This window comes from Moorena sp. SIO3I6 (assembly GCF_010672095.1).
Genome location: NZ_JAAHHU010000085.1, coordinates 1 through 22,147 on the forward strand (window position 1 = coordinate 1; position 22,147 = coordinate 22,147).

The window sequence follows — 22,147 nt, forward strand, 5'->3', positions numbered from 1 at the left end:
TGACAGTACACACAACTAGTGAAACCCAAGCTAACTCAATCTTAAGGCGACTGAGCGCAGGGGGGTTTTGGGCAATGGTTGTTGATAGTCGCCGAGTTACCCTACTAAAACGTAAGGTGGTTCGCTTGTGAACTACCCCGACCTACTACTTTGAGGTCGGGGCTTCCAGCTTCACGGAAGAACGCCTCAACTTGGACGGACGTCCGCGTTTTGGTCTTACTTCTTCTCCACTGGCGTTGACCTCCCCCGTCCCAGAGGAGGATAGCATTCTGATCCCTTCTGCTCTAATATTCTTTGCCGCATTACCATCTCTGTCGTGATGAGTTCCACAACTTGGACAAGTCCAGGTTCTTATGTCTAGTGGTAACTCTTTGATTCGGTAATGACAATTAGAACAGGTTTTGGAACTAGGGAACCACCGGTCTATTTCAACCAAAACTTTTCCCTCTTTATCGCACTTATAGGAGAGAAAATTGACAAAGGTTCCCCAACCCAGATCAGATATTGCTTTAGCTAATTTGTGGTTACGAACCATGCCCTTGACATTTAGGTTTTCGACTACTACCACTTGGTTCTGATCCACTATCTTTCTAGATAGCTTGTGTAGATAGTCTTGGCGGACATTTCCAATCCGTTCGTATACCTTAGCTACAATTTTTCTGGCTTTCTTTTGTCCATTGCTCCCTTTTTTCTTTCGGGCAGCAATACGTTGTTTCTTGGCCAGTTTCTTTTCGTACTTGGCTAGATGCTTAGGATTACTGAACTTAGAGGTCTTTTCACCGTCATAAGTAATCGCAAAATCTTTGATACCTAAATCAATACCGACCACCCTAGGTGCGCTTGACGACTTTACGCCTAGCTCTTTCAGAGCCGCTCCGCGAACACTTTCATACTCTATTAGTACAGAAGCATAGTACTTTCCAGAAGGAGTTTTGCTGATTGTTACAGTCTTGATATCTCCGTCCAGTGGGCGATGAATTACCGCCTTTACAACTCCCAGTTTTCCAGGAAATTTAAGGCAATCGCCTACCTGTTTTACGTTTTGGGGATACTGAATTGATTGACGGTGATGGTACGATTTGAATCTAGGATATTCAGCTCTACCCTCAAAGAAATTTTGGTAAGCACGACTAAGATTGAGACTTACAGATTGCAGAACCTGAGAGTAACAATCTTTTAGCCATTCAGTCTCTTTTTGTTTTTTGAGTTTCGGCAACATAGAGTTGAGTGCAGATTGCTTTAACCCAAAGCCAGTTTCTTTGTAGGTTTCTATACACTGATTCAAAGCATAGTTCCACCACCAACGAGCGCATCCGAAATGTTGAGCTAACACTTGAACTTGCTCTTGCGTGGGATAAATTCTAACTTTGACGGCTTTATGTTTCATTGCACTCAACCTTGTTATCGACCTTGCTTACTATTATATGTATTTCGCAGTAAGATTTCAAGGCATAAAATGAATTCTCTGGCTCGCTATCCATCCCCACCCTGGAAGAGGGTGGGGAATTCCGCGAATTTTGTTAAAGTCCAGGCTTTAAGGAAATTTGGCATCACTCCTTGGCACTAGCAAACACCAACTGGTTGCAGCAGCCTTTTTTGGACATTACCAGATAATACCTTGACCTGACCGTGGTCATCCACATCAACAACTGCTGTATCCCCCTCTTGAATCTGACCAGATAGCATGGCTTCGGCTAAGCTATCTTCTAACAGACTCATAATTGCCCGTCGTAGAGGTCTAGCACCATAGCTCGGTTCGTAGCCTGCTGTGACTAAGTGGTCTTTGAAAGCCTCTGTGACTTCGAGGGTAATTCCTTTCTCTTGTATAGAGCTAGAGATTTCCTGGAGCAGGATGTCAGCAATTTCCTTAACTTCATTCTTCTTGAGCTGACGGAAGACAATTATCTCGTCAAGGCGGTTGAGGAACTCAGGACGGAAATAGTCTTTGAGATTTTCATTGACCTGAGTGCGGATCTGGTTGTACCTAGATTCATCTTGGTTATTTGATGACTCAAAGCCAAAAGCACTACCTCCTTTTTCAATCACTTTAGAACCAATGTTGGAGGTCATGATTAATATTGTGTTCTTGAAATCTACAGTACGACCTTTAGCATCGGTTAAGCGACCATCATCTAACAGTTGCAACAGTACATTGAAAACGTCAGGGTGAGCTTTCTCGATTTCGTCAAATAGTACCACCGAGTAGGGCTGGCGTCGGACAGCTTCGGTAAGTTGACCACCTTCGTCGTAACCCACAAACCCTGGAGGAGAACCAATCAGCTTGGAAACAGTGTGGGGTTCCATATATTCCGACATGTCAAGGCGAATCATCTTGTCTTCTGACCCAAACAGGTAGGAAGCCAAGGATTTAGCCAGTTCTGTCTTACCAACTCCAGTCGGACCAGAGAAGATAAAGCTAGCAATCGGTCGATTAGGATCCTTTAATCCAACTCTTGCCCGACGAATTGCCCGAGACACAGCAGTAACAGCTTCGTCTTGACCAATGATCCGCTCGTGCAAAGTTTCTTCCAAGTGCAGTAGCAGAGCTGATTCAGATTCCGTCAGTTTATTGACCGGTATCCCAGTCCAAGACGCTACAATCTGAGCAATGTCTTCTTGATCCACAATCGGAATAGTTGGAGATGGGGATAACTTACCTTCAATTCCCTCACTCTCCCACTCTGATTCTGCTCTAGCCCTTGAAGAAGGCTTTGAGTGCATCAAATGAACCCGACTCCCAGCTTCGTCAATCAGGTCAATGGCTTTGTCGGGTAAATAACGGTCGGAGATATAGCGGTCTGATAATTGAGCTGCAGCCAGTAACGCTTGCTCGGAAATCTGGACTTTGTGATACTCCTCGTAGGTTGAGCGCAAACCATGGAGTATGTCAATGGTATCCTCTACAGAAGGTTCCGAAACCATGACTGGCTGGAAACGACGTTCTAGTGCTGCGTCTTTCTCAATATACTTCCGGTATTCATCCAGAGTAGTAGCTCCCAAGCACTGGAGTTGACCTCTAGCGAGAGCAGGCTTAAGCAAATTAGCCGCATCCATACCCCCTTCTAAGGATCCAGCACCGACTAAGGTGTGAATTTCGTCAATGACTAGGATAATATTCCCGGATTGCTGGACTTCAGAGACAATCTGCTTGAGCCGTTCTTCAAAGTCTCCCCGGAAGCGAGTACCAGAAACCAATAAAGCCATATCTAGGCTAATCACTTGTTTGTCTGCCAACAGGTCTGGAACATCTTGAGATAGAATCCGTTGGGCTAGACCTTCTGCGATCGCAGTTTTCCCAACTCCAGGTTCCCCTAGTAAGATCGGGTTATTCTTGCTACGACGACCTAAAATCTGGACCACCCGCTCGATTTCCTGCTGACGACCAACCACCGGATCCAGTTTTCCCTCTGCAGCTAACTTGGTCAGATTAGTTCCAAATTCTTCTAAGGTAGCTTTCTGGTTTTGAGTATTCCCTATAAACGAGGAACCTTGTCCCTTAGCAGTCGTTGCTGCTGTTAATTCTGCTATCGTACTAATGACATGGGTGCGTAATTCTGTTAGGTCTACACCCAGGTTTACCAATACTTGAGTCGCAACGCTGTTCCTGTCTTTAATGATAGCTAGCAACAAATGTTCAGTATCGATGTAGTTGTGTCCAAGTTGCTTAGCTTCCTGGAAAGATTGCTGGAAAACTTCTTTGGCTTTGGGGGTGAAAGGGAGTTCTGAGCTAAACATTCTCGAACCCCGACCCACAGTGTTTTCAACCGAGTAGCGAGTATCTTCGAGGGTAACACCAAAATCCCTGAGCACTCTGGCTGCCACAGCTGTTCCTTGTGCAATCAAACCCAACAGCAGTTCCTCAGTTCCTACGAGGCTGTGTCCCAAGCGACGGGTTTCCTCCTGAGCCAGCATGATGGATTTGATCGCTTTATCTGTAAAATGTTCAAACATCGCCGGTTCACCTTACCGAATTTAAGCAGTGGGTGAGACATCACCCTGGTGTAAAGTTTTATGTACTTTACTTCCATCAATGTACCCATCTGTGCTTAAATTCAGCAGTCGGTAGAACCGTAATCTTGAGGAGTGGTTGCCGCCTAACGCATTTTGGTAAAGCTTTCAGTCTTATCCAAAAACATCTCGGTGAAAATACTCATCACTGTTCGCTTACGCACCTGGATATTGGCACTGATAGACATACCCGATTGCAATGGCACTTCTTTGCCATAAGCTTTAATGTACTGTTGATCCAATTTAATTTTGGCAGGGAAAGTATAGTCTTGACGCAATTCCGCAGGATCCGGTGGTAGGGCATCAGAACCAATAGATAGTACCTCCCCTTTGACATCACCAAACTCACTAAAGGGAAAAGAGTCAACTCTGACTTCGGTTTTCATACCTGCTTCCACAAACCCGATGTCTCGGTTGGTCAGATATACCTTAGCAATCAGAGAGCTACCGGGAACAATTTTGAGCACTGGCTCACTGGTATTGGCAACAAAACCAGGAGTTGAGGGTTGCAAATCAAAAACTGTTCCATCAACAGGAGCTCGTAGTTCTTGATAGCTTAGGGTTAGTTGAGCCTGCTGCAACTGGCTATCAATTTCAGCCATCTGTTTATTGTTATCAACAATGCGTTGATTTAATTGACTGATAATGCTAGCTATTTGGGTGTTTATGCTATCAATCCTTTCTTTATTTTGGGCCATCAAATCAGCCAGTTCTCGTTGAGAAGACGCAATGGTATTGAGTAGACTCGCTCTGACCCCAGCAATTTCTTTTTGCAAGCGTTGTTCTTCTTCAATCCTAGCGTTTACCTCAGTTTGGCGATTTTTGACCTCATTTTGCTGCCTCAAGAACTGAATCTTAGAAAAGCCCCCCTGTTCAAACAGGGGCCTGAGGTCTGTCAGAATACCCTGCTCAACTGTTAGGATGTCTCTGCCATTGGCAAGTTGAATCTGATTCTGTTTCAGCTGTTCCTGTAGGGAGCCAATTCTACTCTCAAGTTCAGCAATCCGAGCGTCAAGTGCAGCAGTACCATATTGTAAACGAATTCGTTGTTCAGGGTTAAGATTAGCCCTAGAAGAACCTCCACTAAGTTGAGCGCGATAAAGTCCAATTTCTGACAGTAGCGTGTTTCGACTAGCGATCAGAGAAGGCAGTTGTGAGGACAGTTGTATATCCATACCTGGTGGTGGTACAGGTGGATAATTAGGATTACTAATTGCAGCTTGATAAAACTGGTTTTCTCTGATTAAGGTAGCGCGACGTTTATTGAGAGACGTGAGTTGAGCCTGAGTAGCTTTGGGCTCAAAGGAAAGGAGCAAATCCCCTTCTTTAACCCGCTGTCCTTCCTTAATATGAATTTTTGTTACCACTCCACCCACAGGAGCTTGGACTTCTTTAACCGCACCTTGTGGCTCTAGCTTGCCCCGGGCGGGAACGGCATAGTCAATTTTGGCAAAGTAAGCCCACACCATACCAAAAGTTGTTAGACTCAACAGTGCCCAGAGAATGGCATGAGACCAATGGGAGGATTGTTCTAGAATAACTGGCTGGTCGAATTCGATGTGACTATTAGAAGCACGATGTCTATCTCGGGTGTCTTGAGGAACTGTGGTTTTGCTAATAGTACCGACAGCACCTATGTTGATTTTTGGATTTGGTTTGGAACGATTGCCATTACCATTGCCATTACCATTGCCATTACCATTGCCATTATATTGGCTCATCGTTATTAGCTCCTGCTATTCGTTAATACTTGGGAAAGTATGAAGTATGAAGTATGAAGTATGAAGAATGAAGTATGAAGTATGAAGAATGAAGTATGAAGGATAAAAGATAAAGAACGAAGGATAAAATCTAAATAACGAATAATGTACTAATTATCTGGTTGACTAATTAAATATTTAGTAACTAATAATCACCTCACTCATTGCTCATTTTAATCCCTTACTTTAGGGGGAGTTAGCCAAAACTTCTTTCTTTCAATTGATAGCCTCTGTACAACCAACTCCCCGACCACTAGTATTTTTTTATCCTTGAGCCTAGTCTATCCGACACCAAGGGTTAAACCAAATAGCAACTGCCAAGACAATACACACTTCATAATTCTTCATACTTAATCCTTCACCCAATATTGCTTCATGCTTCACCCTTCATAGCTACATTTGAGCATCTTGTTGCATGTAGAGGCAATAGTAACGACCTTTCTGAGCCATCAGTTCATCATGAGTACCTTGCTCTACTATTGAACCCCGATCCATCATCAAAATGATATCAGCGTTGCGAATGGTTCCTAGGCGGTGGGTAATGAACAATACCGTGCTTTGTTGAAAAGCTTCCGCTAGATTTAAACACACTTGCCGCTCGGTGTCATAATCGAGGGCGCTGGTGGCTTCATCTAATATCATTAACTGGGGTGATTGCAAAATCGTTCTGGCGATCGCAATACGCTGTCGTTGTCCCCCGGAAAGACCTGAACCCCTTTCGCCAACGCTGCTATTGTAACCCAAAGGCAATTCCATGATAAAATCGTGGGCCACTGCTATCTTTGCTGCCTGAATAATTTCATCACTGTCTGCATCAGGATTGGTCAGAGCAATATTCTCTTGAACGCTTCCCTCAAACAAGAGGGTTTCCTGAGGCACAATCCCAATCTGACGCCGCAGGGAATAGAGTTCGACTTTCGAGATATCGTAACCATCGACAATGATGCGACCGGACTCTGGAGCATAGAGTCTAGCCAAAAGTTTGGTCATGGTACTCTTACCGGAACCACTTTGACCCACAATCCCTACAAATGAACCGGCTGGAATCTCCACATTAATGTTATTGAGTTGCATTGGTCCACTCTTGGCAAAGCGAAAGGAGAGATTTTCATAGCGAATGTCTCCCCTGACAGAGGGCAATGGGATATTACCCTGGTCTGCTTCAGTCACTTCTTGGGGTGTATCGACAATGTCACTAAGGCGTTCGAGGGATAGGGCTGTAGACTGGAAGTTTTGCCAAAGTTGGGCTAAACGCAGCAAGGGACTGGTAACGTAGCCCCCAATAATCCGAAAAGCAATCAAGCCCCCTAAGCTTAATTCTCCATTTAGTACTAGATAGACCCCTACCCACAGCACAAGTAAACCAGAGAGTTTGTTCAAGAAGGTGCTCATAGAACTAGCAGCGGTAGAGGTTAGCACATTCTTGAAGCCTTCACTAACATAGCGCCCATATTTCTCTTGCCATTTCCAACGCGATCGCAATTCAATATTCTGGGCTTTAACGGTGGAAATGCCAGATAACACCTCCACTAGATAGGATTGGGTTTGAGCATTCCGTTCTGCTTTAGTGCGTAGCTGTTGCCGGACAATTGGGGAAACGATCAGGGTCAGGAGCATGAACAAAGGAATCACTGACAAAGTCACCAGGGTCAGCACCCAACTAAACATGAACATGACCACGATGTAGATTACAGAAAAGACTGAATCTAACACCACGGTTAGGGCTGTCCCGGTCAAAAACTGGCGGATATTTTCTAGCTCATTGATGCGAGTGGACAACTCCCCAACGGGTCGTTTCTCGAAATAGTTTAAGGGTAAGCGCAACAGGTGGTCGATAATCTCGGAACCGAGAGCCATATCGATACGGTTGGTCGTATCTACAAACAGGTAGGTACGGAGGGTGATTAAAACCCCCTCAAAAACCGACACCACCAACAGTAAAATTCCCAGTACTTGCAAGGTATCGGTACTGTTTTGGGAGATCACTTTGTCAATCAGTACCCGGATAATCAAGGGATAGGCTAGACCCAACAGTTGGACAAAGAAAGAAGCAATTAAAACTTCCGTCAATACCTTGCGGTAACGAACGATAGAAGGCCAAAACCAACTCAGACCAAACCGCTGGGTAGGGGTGTCTTTGGTAGGTTTTAACAGAAGTACCTGCCCGCCTTCTCCCCAGTTTTCTTCAAAATCCTTGGGTTTAAGCTTTTGAATTCCCAGCTGTGGCACCGCCAGCACTATTTGCCGTTCACTGGCTTCATAGAGAATAGCTAAGCTATCGTGCCACAACAGCATCGCTGGGGTCGGTAAACGTTTGATAGCGTGAGCTGGTATTGTTGCGAGTTGGGCAGTTAATCCCATCAGTTCTGCCACTGCACCACAGTGCTGAAGGGAGATTTGACCGGTGCGAGCATGCTGGTTTTTTAGCACCTTCCGTATACTATCTTTGCGGAAAGGCATTTTAAAGTACTTACTCAGCATTTGGAAACAAGCCAAGGATTCCTGCACCGCTCCTTTACCCCGTATAAAGGGGAATTTTGTAGGAGTTGTTTGCTCAGGGTAAATCGTCTCGGGAGCCTGATCCGGTCGGTCTGGAGCCTGGGGAATATCGTCTTGTATACTGGGAATTGTATCGGTAGGCTCAGCCAGGGTTTCCGAGTCAGTGGCGGTTTGCTCAGAGAAAATAGCTTCTGGAATTCCCACCAAGCGCGTTGCGCCATGACCATTGACCTGTAAGCTAGACAATGCTTCTGAACTGAGACAAGACCCTACTGGTAAATTGGCGGCTGCTCCCCCACTCACAAACCATACTCGATTGGGGTCGAGTTGGCTGGACATTTGCTTGCCCCGAGGCAGGTTATAAACTAAAGCGTCTGACCAGGCATACATGGCAAGTGCTTTGAGGTCAGTCTCTGCCTCAGCCCGACGCCCCAACTCTGTTCCCAAAAGATCAAAGATTTCCACTAGACCACAACGGGCTTTGAAGGCATCTGAGAAAGATTTTTCTGTATCTAGCAGCCTTAAGAAGTCAGCCGCATTGATGGTGACACAAACGGCTTCCACCGATGCGATCGCAGTTTCACACGGTACTCCCCTGACCAAACTGACCCAGCCAATAATCGCCCCTGGTTGTAGTAATTTGAGGGTTGTGGGGGTTTGACGGCGTTGGTCATAGCCAATCAGACGGGCTTTACCTTGGAATAGAATCGAGACTTGGCCTGGCATTTTATCCCTGACCACAATTGTCTGGCCCATGCGGTAGCGCAACAGTTGGCAACTAGTGGACAGTTTTTGCCGTGCTGTCCTTGACAATTGATTGAACGGCGAAATACCAGCTAGAAACTCTTGAATTGTTGTTGTATAGGTCATTGAGCCTCTTAGGATTTGAGATTAGTTAGCTTAAATTTGAGATTAGTTAGCTTAAATTTGAGATTAGTTAGCTTAAATTTAATAACAGCTTCTCATGGGGTATTTATTAGGATATGCTAGGCATACTAGGTCTGTCTTTTATGTAAAGACTCTGTAGAGCACCCTAGGACTTGCTTAGCGCTTCTTTCATTAAGAAATGTAACTAGTTCGCTATGCTATGATGGAAACAGGGAAAATCTATTGAGACTAGCCTTAAACAACAAAAATTTACCAGATCGCCATAGACTACTGATCATTTAGCCACGGCACAGTTTCAGGATTACCATATGTGCAAGCTAGACGGGTTTTCTGGAATCTTCTCGATCTGGCGCGAGATGATCAAACTATTAGCCAAATCCCGCCTATGTTCCCCCAAATCCGGAATCAAAGCCCTCTCTTTAGTTTCTTAAGTTTTGTTTCATAAGAGAGTAAAGTTGTTAATCTAGCGCTGCTAATTGCTGATTCAGTTGCTCACTGAGCCAGGTGCTGAAACATTCATTCAGCAGTCGCTGGCGCATCGAATCATCTAACTGCGCTGGCATAAACTTCTCCAAACGCACGATTAACAGCCATTCTCCCAAGCGTGTCGGTGGGAACAGTTGTCCGGGTTGGCTCAGGCGAAGCATTTGGGCTAACGCGGGGTGAGGTACGCTCAGTTCCACCGGACCGATTAATCCGCCAGTCTGAGCTTCTGGTCCTTGGGAATATTCCCTGGCTAGGTCAGCAAAAGACTCTTCTCCTTCTTGAATCCGGAAATAGATTTCTTGGGCTACCCCTGGGTCTTTAGTCCGAATCAGGGAATAAATCACCCGGTCTAATTTTCCCTTCCGTTCCAGAAAATAAGATTCAAGTTTGTGACTCCAGGTGTCTTGTTTGTATTTCTCAATCAGAATACTTCGTACCGCTAGGGCTTCTAATTGAGCTGGATTCATACCACGCTGCTTTAGCCAAGCCTGTTTAGCCGTCTCGTCAATGAGCTGATTTTTTTCCAAGAACTGCTGATAGGCTTGAGCCTTCTCCTCTGGTGTGCAGCTTGCGGTAGCCACTGCCTCGTCAATGATAATCTCACGGATTAACGGTGGCAGCAATTGGTAACCAGCTAGCAGGGGAACAATTTCTTCTGCACTAATAACGCGATCGCCTATTCGTAAAACTGTAGTTGTCCCCATAAGAAATGTTGTGCTATGTGGTAGCGCTAGGTGGATAGGATGGAGATCTTACCCACAGTATATTATAATTCCTAATTTTCAAGCTTCAACAGTACAGTTTTTCCACATTCACGAAAATAGGGTATTGGTAATAGCTAATTGGTAATGGTTACTGGGTAACTGACTACTGATACCACACTACTTGATATCATTGCTTAGTTCAGTAAGGCCATTGATTGTGCCAAGCCCCAAGCAGCTTTTGGTTATTGGTTGAGGGTCAGATCTAAGCTTCTGGGCTGACGGCTAATAGCTGATAGCTGACTACTCGCCACTTGGTATCACTATATATTAAGTTTTCAAAAGATTTGGTAAAGCGAGAAAGTTCTGCTCATTGGACCATTAATAATAACACGAGGAGCACAAGCCCTAGAGCACGGAGCTATTACAAGGCTATTACAAGTTGCGGAGATTGATTTTACGTTGGTCACTGATTAGCATAATAAGTATTATTTCCTAATAACATAACTCTGATTATAGAGCATGTGTAACTTTGTATGACGGTCTTTGGTAATTAGTCTAAGTTAAGAGATTGTCATGCCGTTGGGATAGGCGTGAAGCGAAACTATTGCAGAATATAAATCTGACCTGGCGTTCTGTCATGATTAGAATTACTGAGCAACCAAAACTCGCTCCTTGTCGCTCTAGTTCATTGGTCCGTTGTCTGTAGTCCATTGTTCGCGGGTCTCCCCATTAGCTAGCTCTGTGTTTTACTAGTTCCCTCACACTTTTGTTTGTGTTTGTTCAACTGACTTCTAACCCCTAAAACCCCAATAGCTAGTAACCCCAATACAGAGGTTGGTTCTGGAACTGAGGTAGGATCAGTTGGTTTTGGAACGGAGGGGGGATCAGTTGGTTTTGGAACGGAGGGGGGATCAGTTGGTTTTGGAACGGAGGGGGGATCAGTTGGTTTTGGAACGGAGGGGGGATCAGTTGGTTCGAGTCTGACTACATTGACATTATCAATTATTACTCCTGAATCAAAGGCACCATCCCCAACATCTGTCACACCTATGGTCAAGGTGTAGGTTCCAGAGCCAACAATTGTCTGAGAGTAGGTGCTAAAACCAGTTTCATTCACAAACGGTGTCATGGAATCAGCTAATACTGAGAACGTATCAGCCAAACCATTCACCTGACCGGAAATTCCCACAAAAGCGAAGTCATTAAAATACTCAGAACCGAAATCATCTGTGAGGAAGTTGTAATCAAAATTAATAACATCTCCTGCTTCTGCTGTAAAGCTAGTTCTGATTGCTGATCCTTCAAACACCTCCCCCTTTCCATTGCCGATCTGATCCAGCGCTGTAATGTCCAGCTCTAGAAAATCGGCTAGCTCCATGAAGTTCTCTTGTTCCTGGGGAAGGAATGTATCTAGCTGGGCATAGGAACTGCCGTCAGTAGGTTTACTACCAAAACCTGCGGTGCGCACAGAAGCACTACCCAATGTTTCCCAGCCCGTAAAATTGTTTTCAAAACTACCATTAGTGATGATGATGGCTGAGGCAGGATTAGTATCAAATAGACTGGCCACACCGATCAGGCTGACAATACCTGTTCTCAAAGAGAAGCACTTGTGGTTTTTAAGGTGAAACATATTTATTATCTTTGTTGAGAACTAGAGATTAGTCATGGGTAGATGCTTCCCAGTTCCAAACTGGATATTTTTTCCGAGTAGACGCTGGAAACCCATCTGACAGTCTTGGGTTGAAGACTGACCGGATTGCTGATTGGTTCCACACGTAACCTCGAAGCTGATCTTGACAATCCTAAATCACCTGTGGTTAATCATCCGATGATAAAATCGCCATCAACTATATCTATAGTTAGATCGTTTGTATCAACATTTTTCAGGGTAGCTAATGTTCTGAAGGGGGTGTTGCCTTGAAGACCATCTCGATCTACTTTAATAAGAGCATGTGAACCAAACTGATCAATTTCCAACTCAATTTTCAACCAATCTCCAAGATTTGCATCTGAATTCAAACCTTGGTTGTGAACAAGATCCCAAAAGAAACCAGAGGTTAGAACCACAATATCTTCATCGTTGGGATCGAAGTTTTCGATGATGTCCGTCCTCTCGGAAAAGTTCTTATACCAGATCACATCAGCATAATTATCAATACCAGGGTTGATATAGTCACCTCCGGGACCTCCGAATAGACTGTCAGCACCCCCTTGGCCGTAGATCTCATCTCGTACAACTTGTTCATCGCTACCTCGGAGGTCGTCATCGTGCTCTGTGCCATTTATTTGATTAATCTCTGTGTCATTTCTTTGATTACTGTTTATGCCATTTTTTTGATTAATAAGTCGTCCGCTCATAAGTGTTTAGTATGTGCTAACTCTGTGGGTTGTGATTGTTTTAATCATTTAATTTTAAGTCATTAGCAGAGGCATAATTTTCTCGTTAATAGAGAAAATTATATTTACTGCTATTGAGGGTTTAGAGTGGCAGCACACCCAGTAATAACTCTCCTCAAAGAGAAAAATATATTTTTCTCTTTGTCCATATAAACCAGATAAATTTTAACTCAAAAACTGGCATAAATAACCGTTTTTTTGATAAAAGGTTTATCCATTAATAATCTTTACCAACAGTTATAAATTCGGGATATTTTGTGTGTAAATTGTGAAGTTATTTGATAATAATAACGCCAGGTCAGTGGTGAGGCCTATTATTAGTTTTTCAATCCAGTTAGAGGAAAATCAGGAATACTTGTCTGATATTTTTTCTAGTTATATCACAATTTTTATCACAATTGTATAGGCAAGAGGGAGAGACGAAGGGAGGATAAGCGTGTCAAAATCATAAAAAGGGTAAAAATCATAATAGGGATAATAGGGATAATAGGGATAATAGGGATAAGTTATACCAATTTCATTTATTCGAGCTACAGATGCTGAGCAGGTATAAGTTACAGGTTGCAGGTGATCAGCTTACAGGTTATTAAGCTAGTGTGCATTTAATTGGCATATTTTATACTTTCTGAATTAGGGAAGGTAGACAAGGGGGGATAAAGGGGCAGTGTTGTCTTTCCACTCTTATCTCTCTTCCCGCTCTTCCCCCAGAAAAGAATTTCTGATCAAGGTCTCCTCTACTCCAGATTGAGTGTGCCATTCACCGATAACCCAAGCCTCGATGGTGATGATTTTGCCAAAAAAGCCGTCTGATTCGTCTATCCCCTGGTTTAGCATTGGCATAACTGCCATTGTTTTACTGTCACTCGCCCTGCGATTTTGGGGACTGGGTCGATTTAATCGCCTGGTATTCGACGAAGTTTACTACGCTATATTTGCCAATAACTACTTAACCGGTACTTCCTTTTTCAATCCCCATCCTCCCCTAAGTCAGTACATCATTGCCATTGGCATCTGGATTGGCTCTCACCTCCCCTTTGGGCAGGATACGGTTAACGACCTGACTGGTTCCTTACGGTCTACCTGGAGTTACCGATGGCTGAATGCCCTGACGGGTTCTTTGATTCCGATCGTAGTGGCGGCTGTGGCTTATCAACTCAATCGACGTCGCAGCTATGCTTTGATTGCTGCTCTGTTCGCAGCTACTGATGGTTTATTCCTGGTAGAATCCCGCTATGCCCTGAACAATATATATTTAGTGATCTTGGGATTACTGGGTCAGTTGTTTTTTCTGCTAGCTCTGAATCATCACAGTGCAAAACGCTGGCTGATGCTAATCCTATCTGGTGTGTTTTTTGGTGCTTCCGCAGCGATTAAGTGGAATGGCTTGTGGTTTTTGTTAGGCATTTATATAGTATGGGCTGTCGCTTGGGTATGGCAATTATTTAGAACTTATTTTGGCCAGAAAACCCGTACTCGCCCTATAGCATCGGGACGCCATCCATTACAGAACCTGACGGAACTGAATGTCGGGCACATCGTGCTAAACTTGGTGATTTTACCAGTTGTCACCTACAGCTTCCTTTGGATTCCTCACTTACTGATGAATCCTACCCCTGGATTCTGGGAGTCTCAAGTCAAAATTTTAACCTTCCATCAAAATGTGGGCAGTGGCACTGACGTCCATCCTTACTGTTCCAGGTGGTATAGTTGGCTGTTGATGTGGCGTCCGGTTGCTTACTTTTATCAGACTGCTAGTCACACCCCTGAAGCTGTTGCCACTGACTCCCCCTTATCGGCTGGTGCGAGCAATGTAATCTATGATGTCCATGCCATGGGCAATCCTTTCCTATGGTGGCTCTCGACTACAGCAATTTTGTTGCTGCTGCTGCTGTTAACCCAACGCATCTTAGAAGGGGTGGGCTGGAAATCCATACCAACCTCTTATACCTGGATTACCCTTTATTTGATCGTAAACTACGCTGCTAACCTATTGCCGTGGACGAAAGTGACTCGCTGCACGTTTCTTTATCATTATATGGGAGCTTCAGTGTTTTCTGGATTAGCACTGGCTTGGCTAGTTGACCGCTGGCTACACAGTGAGCAAAACCAGTATCGTAGTGCTGGTGTCACTGTCATCTTGGTAGTTGTACTAGCTTTTATATTCTGGTTACCAATTTACTTAGGTCTACCCTTGTCTGGGTCAGGGTATCACCTGCGGATGTGGTTCCGCTCCTGGATTTAGGGTAATCCCGAGTTGTATTGAATTGAGATGTTGAGCCAGAAGAACAATCAGCTATCAGCGCTCCGTAGAACAGGCGTCTCGCCTGTCATCTGTTATTTCTGTTCTGTTGCCTGTTGCATTTGCTGAAAAAACCGCTATAGCTACTGTACTCCAAGAAATTCCAACCTGCTGTATGCCCCTCTGAAGTATCCCAATACGTAAGCAATCAGCTATCAGCCATTGGCCACGCTACGCGAACAGTTTTTGAATAAAAGAGGTAAGCATTCCTTTCCTAAGGAATGCTTACCGCAATACTATTGTCCACAATAAATTCACAAAAAATATACAGATACTTGACAGAAACTTCATAGTAATTTTGTGTGAAAAAGAACAGAATTGTGAATAATATACTCTCGAGGCTAGAAAATCCTGCCAACTTGGCAATCCATCTGGTTTCAGGAAAAGTTGAACCCCCTCAAACCAGTGGTTGGCGCAAATCACTCTGATTTTGTTGCCTCAGGCAATTAGTTAAAGTCTCAACTTGAATTCATGCGTAAGCCCATTTTGACGATTTTCTACCAGTTCAATCCATGGAATAGCAGCATCGGTGGCATTCAGACAGTGATCCGCTCCTTCATTAAATATGCTCCGAGTGAGTTTGAGGTGCGGTTGGTAGGAACAGGAGAACCCAAATCATCGACAGGGGTATGGCAAAAGACTGAGTATGCTGGTCGGTCAATCCAATTCATGCCCCTATTTAATATGCTCAATGATAATGTTAGGGGCTTTATACCGACTACTGTCAAGTATACAGCAGCTTTGTTAGGTCGTTGCTTGGCATCTGATTTTATCCACTTCCATCGCCTTGAACCAACTCTAGCAGCTCTCAACTGGTATGGAGATAAGACCCTTTTCATTCACAATGATATTCAGCAGCAGATTGCTGCTGGCACTAGTAAGAAGGCCATGCTATGGCAGTATTTTCCGGCAGGGTATTTTGCACTGGAGCGCTTCCTGATTAAGCAATTTGACCAGATTTATTCTTGTAATACGGAATCAGCAAAATTCTACCAGGAACGTTACCCCGCTGTAGCTGAGCGTGTCACTTTTCTGAAAAACACAGTTGATACTGAGATTTTTTATCCGTTAGAAGCGAGGGAACAGGAGAAGCAAAGGAAACTCCTTGCCCAGCAGCTAGGTTTACCAGAACAGACACGTTTTGTTTTGTTCGCAGGTCGCCTTCATCCCCAGAAAGATCCCATTTTACTGGTGCGAGCGTACGCAGCGCTCAACGACCCGAGTCTTCATCTGCTCATAGCAGGGGATGGAGAATTAGCTGGTGAAGTCCGTTCTGAAATTGCTCGTTTGGCGCTCTGTGAGCGAGTCACCATGCTCGGGTCCGTGTCCTTTGAAAAACTAGCCCAGTTGCACCGGATCAGCAGCGCCTTTGTACTGAGCAGTGCCTACGAGGGTCTTCCTATGGTTGTCCTGGAAGCACTCTCGAGTGGAACACCTGTAGTAACTACCAACTGTGGTGAAACCCCTAGACTGCTCCGTGCTGACAGTGGGATGGTGGCCTACGAAAGAACACCAAATGCGATCGCAAATGCTCTGGGTCATGTATTGCAACATGCCGAGGATTATCCGGCTGTGTCCTGTGTCAGGAATGCCCAGCCCTATGCAGCCCACACAGTCGTCAGCGATGTCTACAAAGACATGTTGCATCGTTGGAAACAGCGCTCTGTGTCATCTACTACTACCGCAGAATGCATTTAAATTAGACTTCTTGCATAAGTAGGGTACTTCCGATCAGGCAATAGGCAATACGGATTGTGGAGACTAGTTTGGGACTTTTGCAAGAGGTCTACTATCCAATGTCTGATTACATCTACCGTTTCTAAAAGAGAATCGCAAATCATGAAAATTGCCGTAATTGGAGCAAAAGGTTTACCGGCTAAACAGGGTGGAATTGAGCGCTGCTGTCAGGAAGTTTATCCCAAAATGGTTGCACAAGGTCACTCGGTAGATCTGTTCGCTCGACCGAGTTATACCCAAACCCCCTGGTTTTCCTCTTATAAATACAAAGGTGTGCAAGTGATTTGCCTACCCTCCTTATCATTCAGAGGGCTAGATGCGTTGACCAGTTCTGCTTTCGCTGCGATCGCTTCAATTATCAAACGCTATGACATTGTGCATTTCCATGCTGTCGGTCCAGCCCTGTTTAGCTGGATTCCCAGAATTACCTCTTCTACAGGGATTGTGGTTACCTGTCATGGATTGGACTGGCAACGAGCTAAGTGGGGCCGACTTTCTAGTAGTATCATCCACTTGGGAGAAAAGGTGGCAGTGAACTATGCCCATGAACTGGTTGTAGTATCAAACAATCTCAAGTCTTATTTTTGGAAAACCTACGGCATTGATACAATTGACATCCCCAACGCCCCAGGGATATATGCTGAGTCAGACCCGAAATTTCCCTATCTTAAATCCCTCTCACTACAACAGGGACGTTATATTCTATTCCTAGGCAGACTGGTACCGGAAAAACGACCCGATTTACTGATAGAGGCGTTTCAATCCCTCAAGCCTGCAGGATGGAAACTTGTTCTAGCTGGTGGTATCAGTGAAATGCCTGAGTTTACCTCGAAGCTGGTCAATATGGCAGCTGGAAATAACGATATACTCTTCACGGGTGAACTCCAAGGATCTCGCTTATCAGAGATCATGCGAGGAGCAGGGATTTTCGTTTTGCCTTCTGATTTAGAAGGAATGCCCCTAGTGATGCTAGAAGCGATGCGGGAAGGAATCCCAGTGGTGGCAAGTGACATTCCGCCACATCGGCAACTTGTTGGTCAAGAGCGAGGTCTGCTGTTCGAGACTGGAAACCCTAACTCCTGCGTTCGTTGTCTAGCCCAAGGCATACAGCAACCTCTGGAGTTGGCAAAAATGGCTAAGAAGGCACAACGATATGTGCAAGCTAACTACAACTGGGAAAAAATCACTGCTGATCACTTAGCCCTGTATGCCAAAGTTACCGACTCACCTGTTGTGATCACACAGCAAACAAACGACTCAATTCAGCAGCCTACCACTGAACTAAAGGTGAGTCTAGGTAAGGAATTCCAGTCAACACTCAAGCCTAAAGCAATGACTATGACACCTGAAAAACGGCAGCGTCTACAAGCTTGTCTACAAGAACTCACTACTCTTCTGTACGAAGAAACGAATTCTCGGGAACCGACTGATGCAGAGAATTTGGAAAAAACCTTACGTAAACAAATCTTAGAACAAGTCAACTTCCAACTTGACCTGTTGTTGTCTAGCAAGCCACAGGAACTCAATAAGGTCCCCCTAGAAAAGTGAACTATTAAGGTAAAAGGCAAATTTAAACTTTCAAATTGCTGCAATTAGCAATTAGCAATTAGCAAATGACTTAAAAAACGTGTAATGGAGACCAGCCTTTCATCTTTAGTATCAGTCTTGAAGCGTCGGTTTTGGCCAGCTCTGGCTACCTTTGCTTCCGTAATTGGTGCCTCGATCGCCTATCTAGTCTATACTTCACCAGTGTATGAGGTGAAAGCAAGGCTAATGCTTGACAATAAACAGGTAAGTGTTTCTCCCTTAGGTCGTGACCTTAGCCAATTGCCTAACCGGGGACCGGGTGGGGCTAACCCAATTGCTAATCAAGCAGAACTGGTTAAGTCCCAACGGATTCTGCAGCAAGCAATTGACCAAGTATTTTCACAATACGTCAGTAATTTAGTGACAAAAATAACTCCTAAAGAACTTAAGAAGGATTTAACAGTCAAAAATATTCCTGCTACTAACATTCTTGAAATCAGCTATCAGAATCAAAACCCGGAATTAGCTACTGTGTTGCTTAATGCTGTTGCCAACGCAATGGTTTACGAAAGTACTGAAGCAATTCGCCAAGAAGCTAGAGCAGTACGGGAGTTTTTGGAGAAGGAGCTTCCTCAGCAACGGGCATTGACTGAAGCAGCAGAAGTGGCGGAGAGCAAGTATAGAAAAAGTAGTGGTTTAGTCTCCTTTAATGAACAAACCGAAAGCTTGGTGGAGAGTCTTGCTAAGGTAGAAGACCAGGAACGTCTTCTGTATGCCCAACTTGAAGAGATCAATGCCCGGCTGAAGGCAATCGAGCAACTAACAGGCTTTAATACTATTAATAATGCCTACGTAGGTGGAAGGGTTGGTCAAGATGAACAACTAGATAAATTACGGGATAAGCTAGCAGATTTGGATTCCGAGTTAGCTACGGTTCGTTCACGTTTTAACGAGAATCATCCCACAGTACTATCGTTGCTGGAAGAGCGAGATGCTATCCGTTCACTCTACAATGATAAAATTGCTACTATTGCCCCCAACCCTCAGACCATAAGCCCTAGCGATGTAGCATCTGATCAGTTGAGTCAGGAGCTTACCTCCAGATATATTATTTCTAACACTGAACAATTAGCACTGGCAGAGAAGCTAAAAGTTTTACAGCGTGAGCGAGCTATACTTCAGAATCATCTTGAGCAACTACCCATTAAACAGCAACGTCTTACGGCATTAGTTCGCCAACGAGAAGAAGCAACTGAATCGTTGAAATTTCTACAAAACAAACTAGAGGAAGCACGGATTGCTGAAGCTCAACTCGTTAGCAATATCCGTATTATTGCTGAAGCTCAAGTCCCCTCCTTACCCAGTGAACCCAATAAGAAAGTGGTGCTAGTACTTGCTACCGCTGCTGGAATTACCCTAGCCATCGGTATTATTCTACTGCTGGAGGTGATAGATAACAAGTTGTACGATGTTTCTGATGCAGAGGTACTGCTGAAACTTCCCAGACTGGGAGTCTTACCGGAAATACCGTTATCTGCTCTGAGTCTTAAGCATCCCGAACAATTTTTGGATGATCTCAGTTTAGTTGAACCTTACCGCCTACTCCTCAAGAAGCTAGAGTTTCGGACTCAACAGAAGTTGAAGCTGATTGTGGTCAGCAGTACGGTTTCTGGTGAAGGTAAGTCAATCGTGGCTTCCCATTTAGCAGCTGTGTCAGCTATGTTATCTCGGCAGACATTAATTATTGATGCAGACCTACGTAAGCCCAAGCAGCATCGGATCTTGGGGGTAACCCCATTGCCTGGTCTGACCGATGTAATTGACAGAGATATCAATCTGTTTGAGACAGTGCAACCCACAAGTATTGAAAACCTCTCAATTTTGACCTCTGGTGGGCTGTTTACTAACCCCTCTAGGGTGCTAGAGTCAGCTTCGATGAAACATCTGTTAGCCAAAGCAGCAACTCATTATGATCTGGTCATCATAGATACTCCACCCATTAGTAGCTGTGCCGATGTTCATACCTTAAGTCGGTATAGTGAGGGATTAGTCATGATTACCCGTCCCAACTTCACACCAAAGGACATCCTACTTCAAGCAGGAGAAGAATTGAAAGAATTGAAAGATAATGGCTTGCCCATACTAGGGGTGGTGATCAATGGGATGACGGCTCAGACTGAAAGATTTTACTCCTATTCGGATCAGAGTTACCAGTCTTTATCCAAATCCCTGAAGCGTTTGAGCGATCTCAATGGTTCCCTCAACAAGTCTGTAGCGCCTGGGAAGTCTGTTTTATCGCGGGGTTCAGATGATGTGGAGCAATAACGGTCCGAGTCGTTTCCCTAACCCTACCGTTTTGGTAGGGTCAGCCGGTGTAGGGGTTGGTATAGTTACAGGGTTACTGGCTGGCATTAATCCCCTTTTACTGGTTTTAGCCCTGGGCGCAGGTATGGTAGCAGTGCTGGTCTACTGCTTTGCCAGCTTTGAGCAAATTGTACTGGGTATGTTAATCCTGCGTAGCTCTCTTGATATTTTCTCAAAGCAACAGTTACCAGCACTATTTGCCATCGGGCTTGATGCTCTAACATTACTCTACGTGACAGTAATGTTATTAACAGGTCGGAGGGTTCAAACTGATAAATTTTGGTGGTTATTTGCTGGTTGGGTAGGGTTACAGGGTTTGTGGGTTATCCTGCTTGCTTTGGGAGGATTAGGACTTGATAGTTCGTATATTTCAGTGAGTATCCGGGAGTGGGTGCGCCTATTTTCATGGCTGATGGTCTACCTGCTGATCATGCAGCTTAAAAACCGAATTCCTCCTGAAAAAATTATCCATATGCTGTTCTTGGCTCTTGTTTTACCACTTACATTAGCCTTGATCCAGATGATCATTCCTTCAGTGTTACCTTCGATACTTTCACCAATTACAAATCACTCTGCCACAATCTCTGGAGGAACATCTCGAATCAGAGGGACTCTGGGTCACCCCAATACCTTCGTTACCTTTATATTGCTATTTATCGGTCTGACCTATTGGAAGTTAAGTCATTCAAAGCAGCGTTTGCTCTGGCTTCTGTTGCTAGGTTTACTCGCCTTTTTCTTTGTGAGTACCAAAGCCCTATTTGGCTTGATGATGTTGGCGACTTTTGTGTTGGTTTTGATTGCCCCTAGATTAAGTCTAGTTAACCTAATCGGTGGGTTGCTATTTTTCGCCCTAGTTATAGGACTATTTGCAAGTTCAGAGTTTGGACAAGAACGCCTCGGATCAATTGCTAACACACCGCTACTCAATCCTGACATTGATATCTGGCGTGCGATTCTGCTCTCGAAGGTAGACCACAACAGTTTTAATTGGCGGCTCGATCAGTGGACTTACTTACTGACGCAATGGCAGCATGTCCCAATCTTGGGTTATGGTCTGGGTTTGAGTGATCACATTAGTACCAATGGTCTTCTTCCCCACAATGATTATGTCCGGAGTCTGGTAGAAGGTGGGTTACTGGGTCTAGGGACTTTTTTAGCTTTTCTCTTTGCTCAGTTTGTGCGTCTTGTTCAGTTACTTCGGTATGCACCTGCTGGAAGTGGACAGCGGGATTTGTGTTTTATCCTGTTGGCAACTCTTATGGCTATACCTGTAGGGATGATTACCGAGAACATCTGGAGTCATACCAATTTCTTTTTCTACTGGTATACCTTGTTGGCAATTGCAGGTTGGAACTGGCAGAGGCGTCCACCTTCTGATAGTACTGTTGTTACTAGTACTGTGAAACAAAGTCGGTTCTCAACTAGAGTTGGCAACTGAGGGTTAGTAATTTTAGTGTTTTAATTTTAGTGTTTTA

At 44.4% G+C, this 22,147-nt stretch carries 12 protein-coding genes; 5 read left to right on the forward strand and 7 right to left on the reverse strand.

Annotated features, from left to right (window positions below; genetic code table 11):
* Positions 1-145 precede the first annotated feature (145 nt).
* The 7 genes from F6K49_RS22235 to F6K49_RS22265 form a co-directional block, all read right to left on the reverse strand.
* A complete protein-coding gene (locus tag F6K49_RS22235; RefSeq protein WP_293100184.1) occupies positions 146-1,387 on the reverse strand; it encodes an RNA-guided endonuclease TnpB family protein in 1,242 nt (413 codons plus the stop codon).
* A 176-nt stretch (positions 1,388-1,563) separates the two neighbouring features.
* Entirely contained in the window at positions 1,564-3,951 is a 2,388-nt protein-coding gene (locus F6K49_RS22240; protein WP_293100188.1) for an ATP-dependent Clp protease ATP-binding subunit, read from the reverse strand.
* Positions 3,952-4,094: 143 nt separating this feature from the next.
* Positions 4,095-5,729 carry an HlyD family efflux transporter periplasmic adaptor subunit gene (locus tag F6K49_RS22245; protein ID WP_293025648.1) on the reverse strand — a complete coding sequence of 545 codons (1,635 nt, stop codon included), beginning with the start codon at positions 5,727-5,729 and terminating at the stop codon, positions 4,095-4,097.
* A gap of 432 nt (positions 5,730-6,161) precedes the next feature.
* Positions 6,162-9,137, reverse strand: a complete 2,976-nt coding sequence (locus tag F6K49_RS22250; protein ID WP_293100191.1) for a peptidase domain-containing ABC transporter — start codon at positions 9,135-9,137, stop codon at positions 6,162-6,164.
* A gap of 476 nt (positions 9,138-9,613) precedes the next feature.
* Positions 9,614-10,345, reverse strand: a complete 732-nt coding sequence (locus F6K49_RS22255) for a peptidylprolyl isomerase (protein WP_293025652.1) — start codon at positions 10,343-10,345, stop codon at positions 9,614-9,616.
* Between the two features lie 733 nt (positions 10,346-11,078).
* Positions 11,079-11,978, reverse strand: coding sequence for a PEP-CTERM sorting domain-containing protein (locus F6K49_RS22260; protein ID WP_293100194.1), 900 nt, complete (start codon positions 11,976-11,978; stop codon positions 11,079-11,081).
* Between the two features lie 191 nt (positions 11,979-12,169).
* Positions 12,170-12,706, reverse strand: coding sequence for a hypothetical protein (locus F6K49_RS22265; RefSeq protein ID WP_293037434.1), 537 nt, complete (start codon positions 12,704-12,706; stop codon positions 12,170-12,172).
* Between the two features lie 823 nt (positions 12,707-13,529).
* Between F6K49_RS22265 and F6K49_RS22270 the strand changes: the two genes are divergently transcribed.
* The 5 genes from F6K49_RS22270 (at position 13,530) to F6K49_RS22290 (ending at position 22,110) form a co-directional block, all read left to right on the forward strand.
* On the forward strand, positions 13,530-14,987 hold the full coding sequence (locus F6K49_RS22270) for a phospholipid carrier-dependent glycosyltransferase (protein ID WP_293100197.1): 1,458 nt from the start codon (positions 13,530-13,532) through the stop codon (positions 14,985-14,987).
* 528 nt (positions 14,988-15,515) lie between these two features.
* Positions 15,516-16,742 (forward strand): glycosyltransferase family 4 protein, encoded by a 1,227-nt coding sequence (locus tag F6K49_RS22275; RefSeq protein ID WP_293067960.1) that lies wholly within the window; start codon positions 15,516-15,518, stop codon positions 16,740-16,742.
* A 141-nt stretch (positions 16,743-16,883) separates the two neighbouring features.
* Positions 16,884-18,329 (forward strand): glycosyltransferase family 4 protein, encoded by a 1,446-nt coding sequence (locus tag F6K49_RS22280; protein ID WP_293100201.1) that lies wholly within the window; start codon positions 16,884-16,886, stop codon positions 18,327-18,329.
* Positions 18,330-18,413: 84 nt separating this feature from the next.
* Entirely contained in the window at positions 18,414-20,633 is a 2,220-nt protein-coding gene (locus F6K49_RS22285) for a polysaccharide biosynthesis tyrosine autokinase (RefSeq protein WP_293043379.1), read from the forward strand.
* Positions 20,617-22,110, forward strand: a complete 1,494-nt coding sequence (locus F6K49_RS22290) for an O-antigen ligase family protein (RefSeq protein WP_293100204.1) — start codon at positions 20,617-20,619, stop codon at positions 22,108-22,110. Before F6K49_RS22285 ends, F6K49_RS22290 begins: the two co-directional genes overlap by 17 nt.
* Positions 22,111-22,147 lie beyond the last annotated feature (37 nt).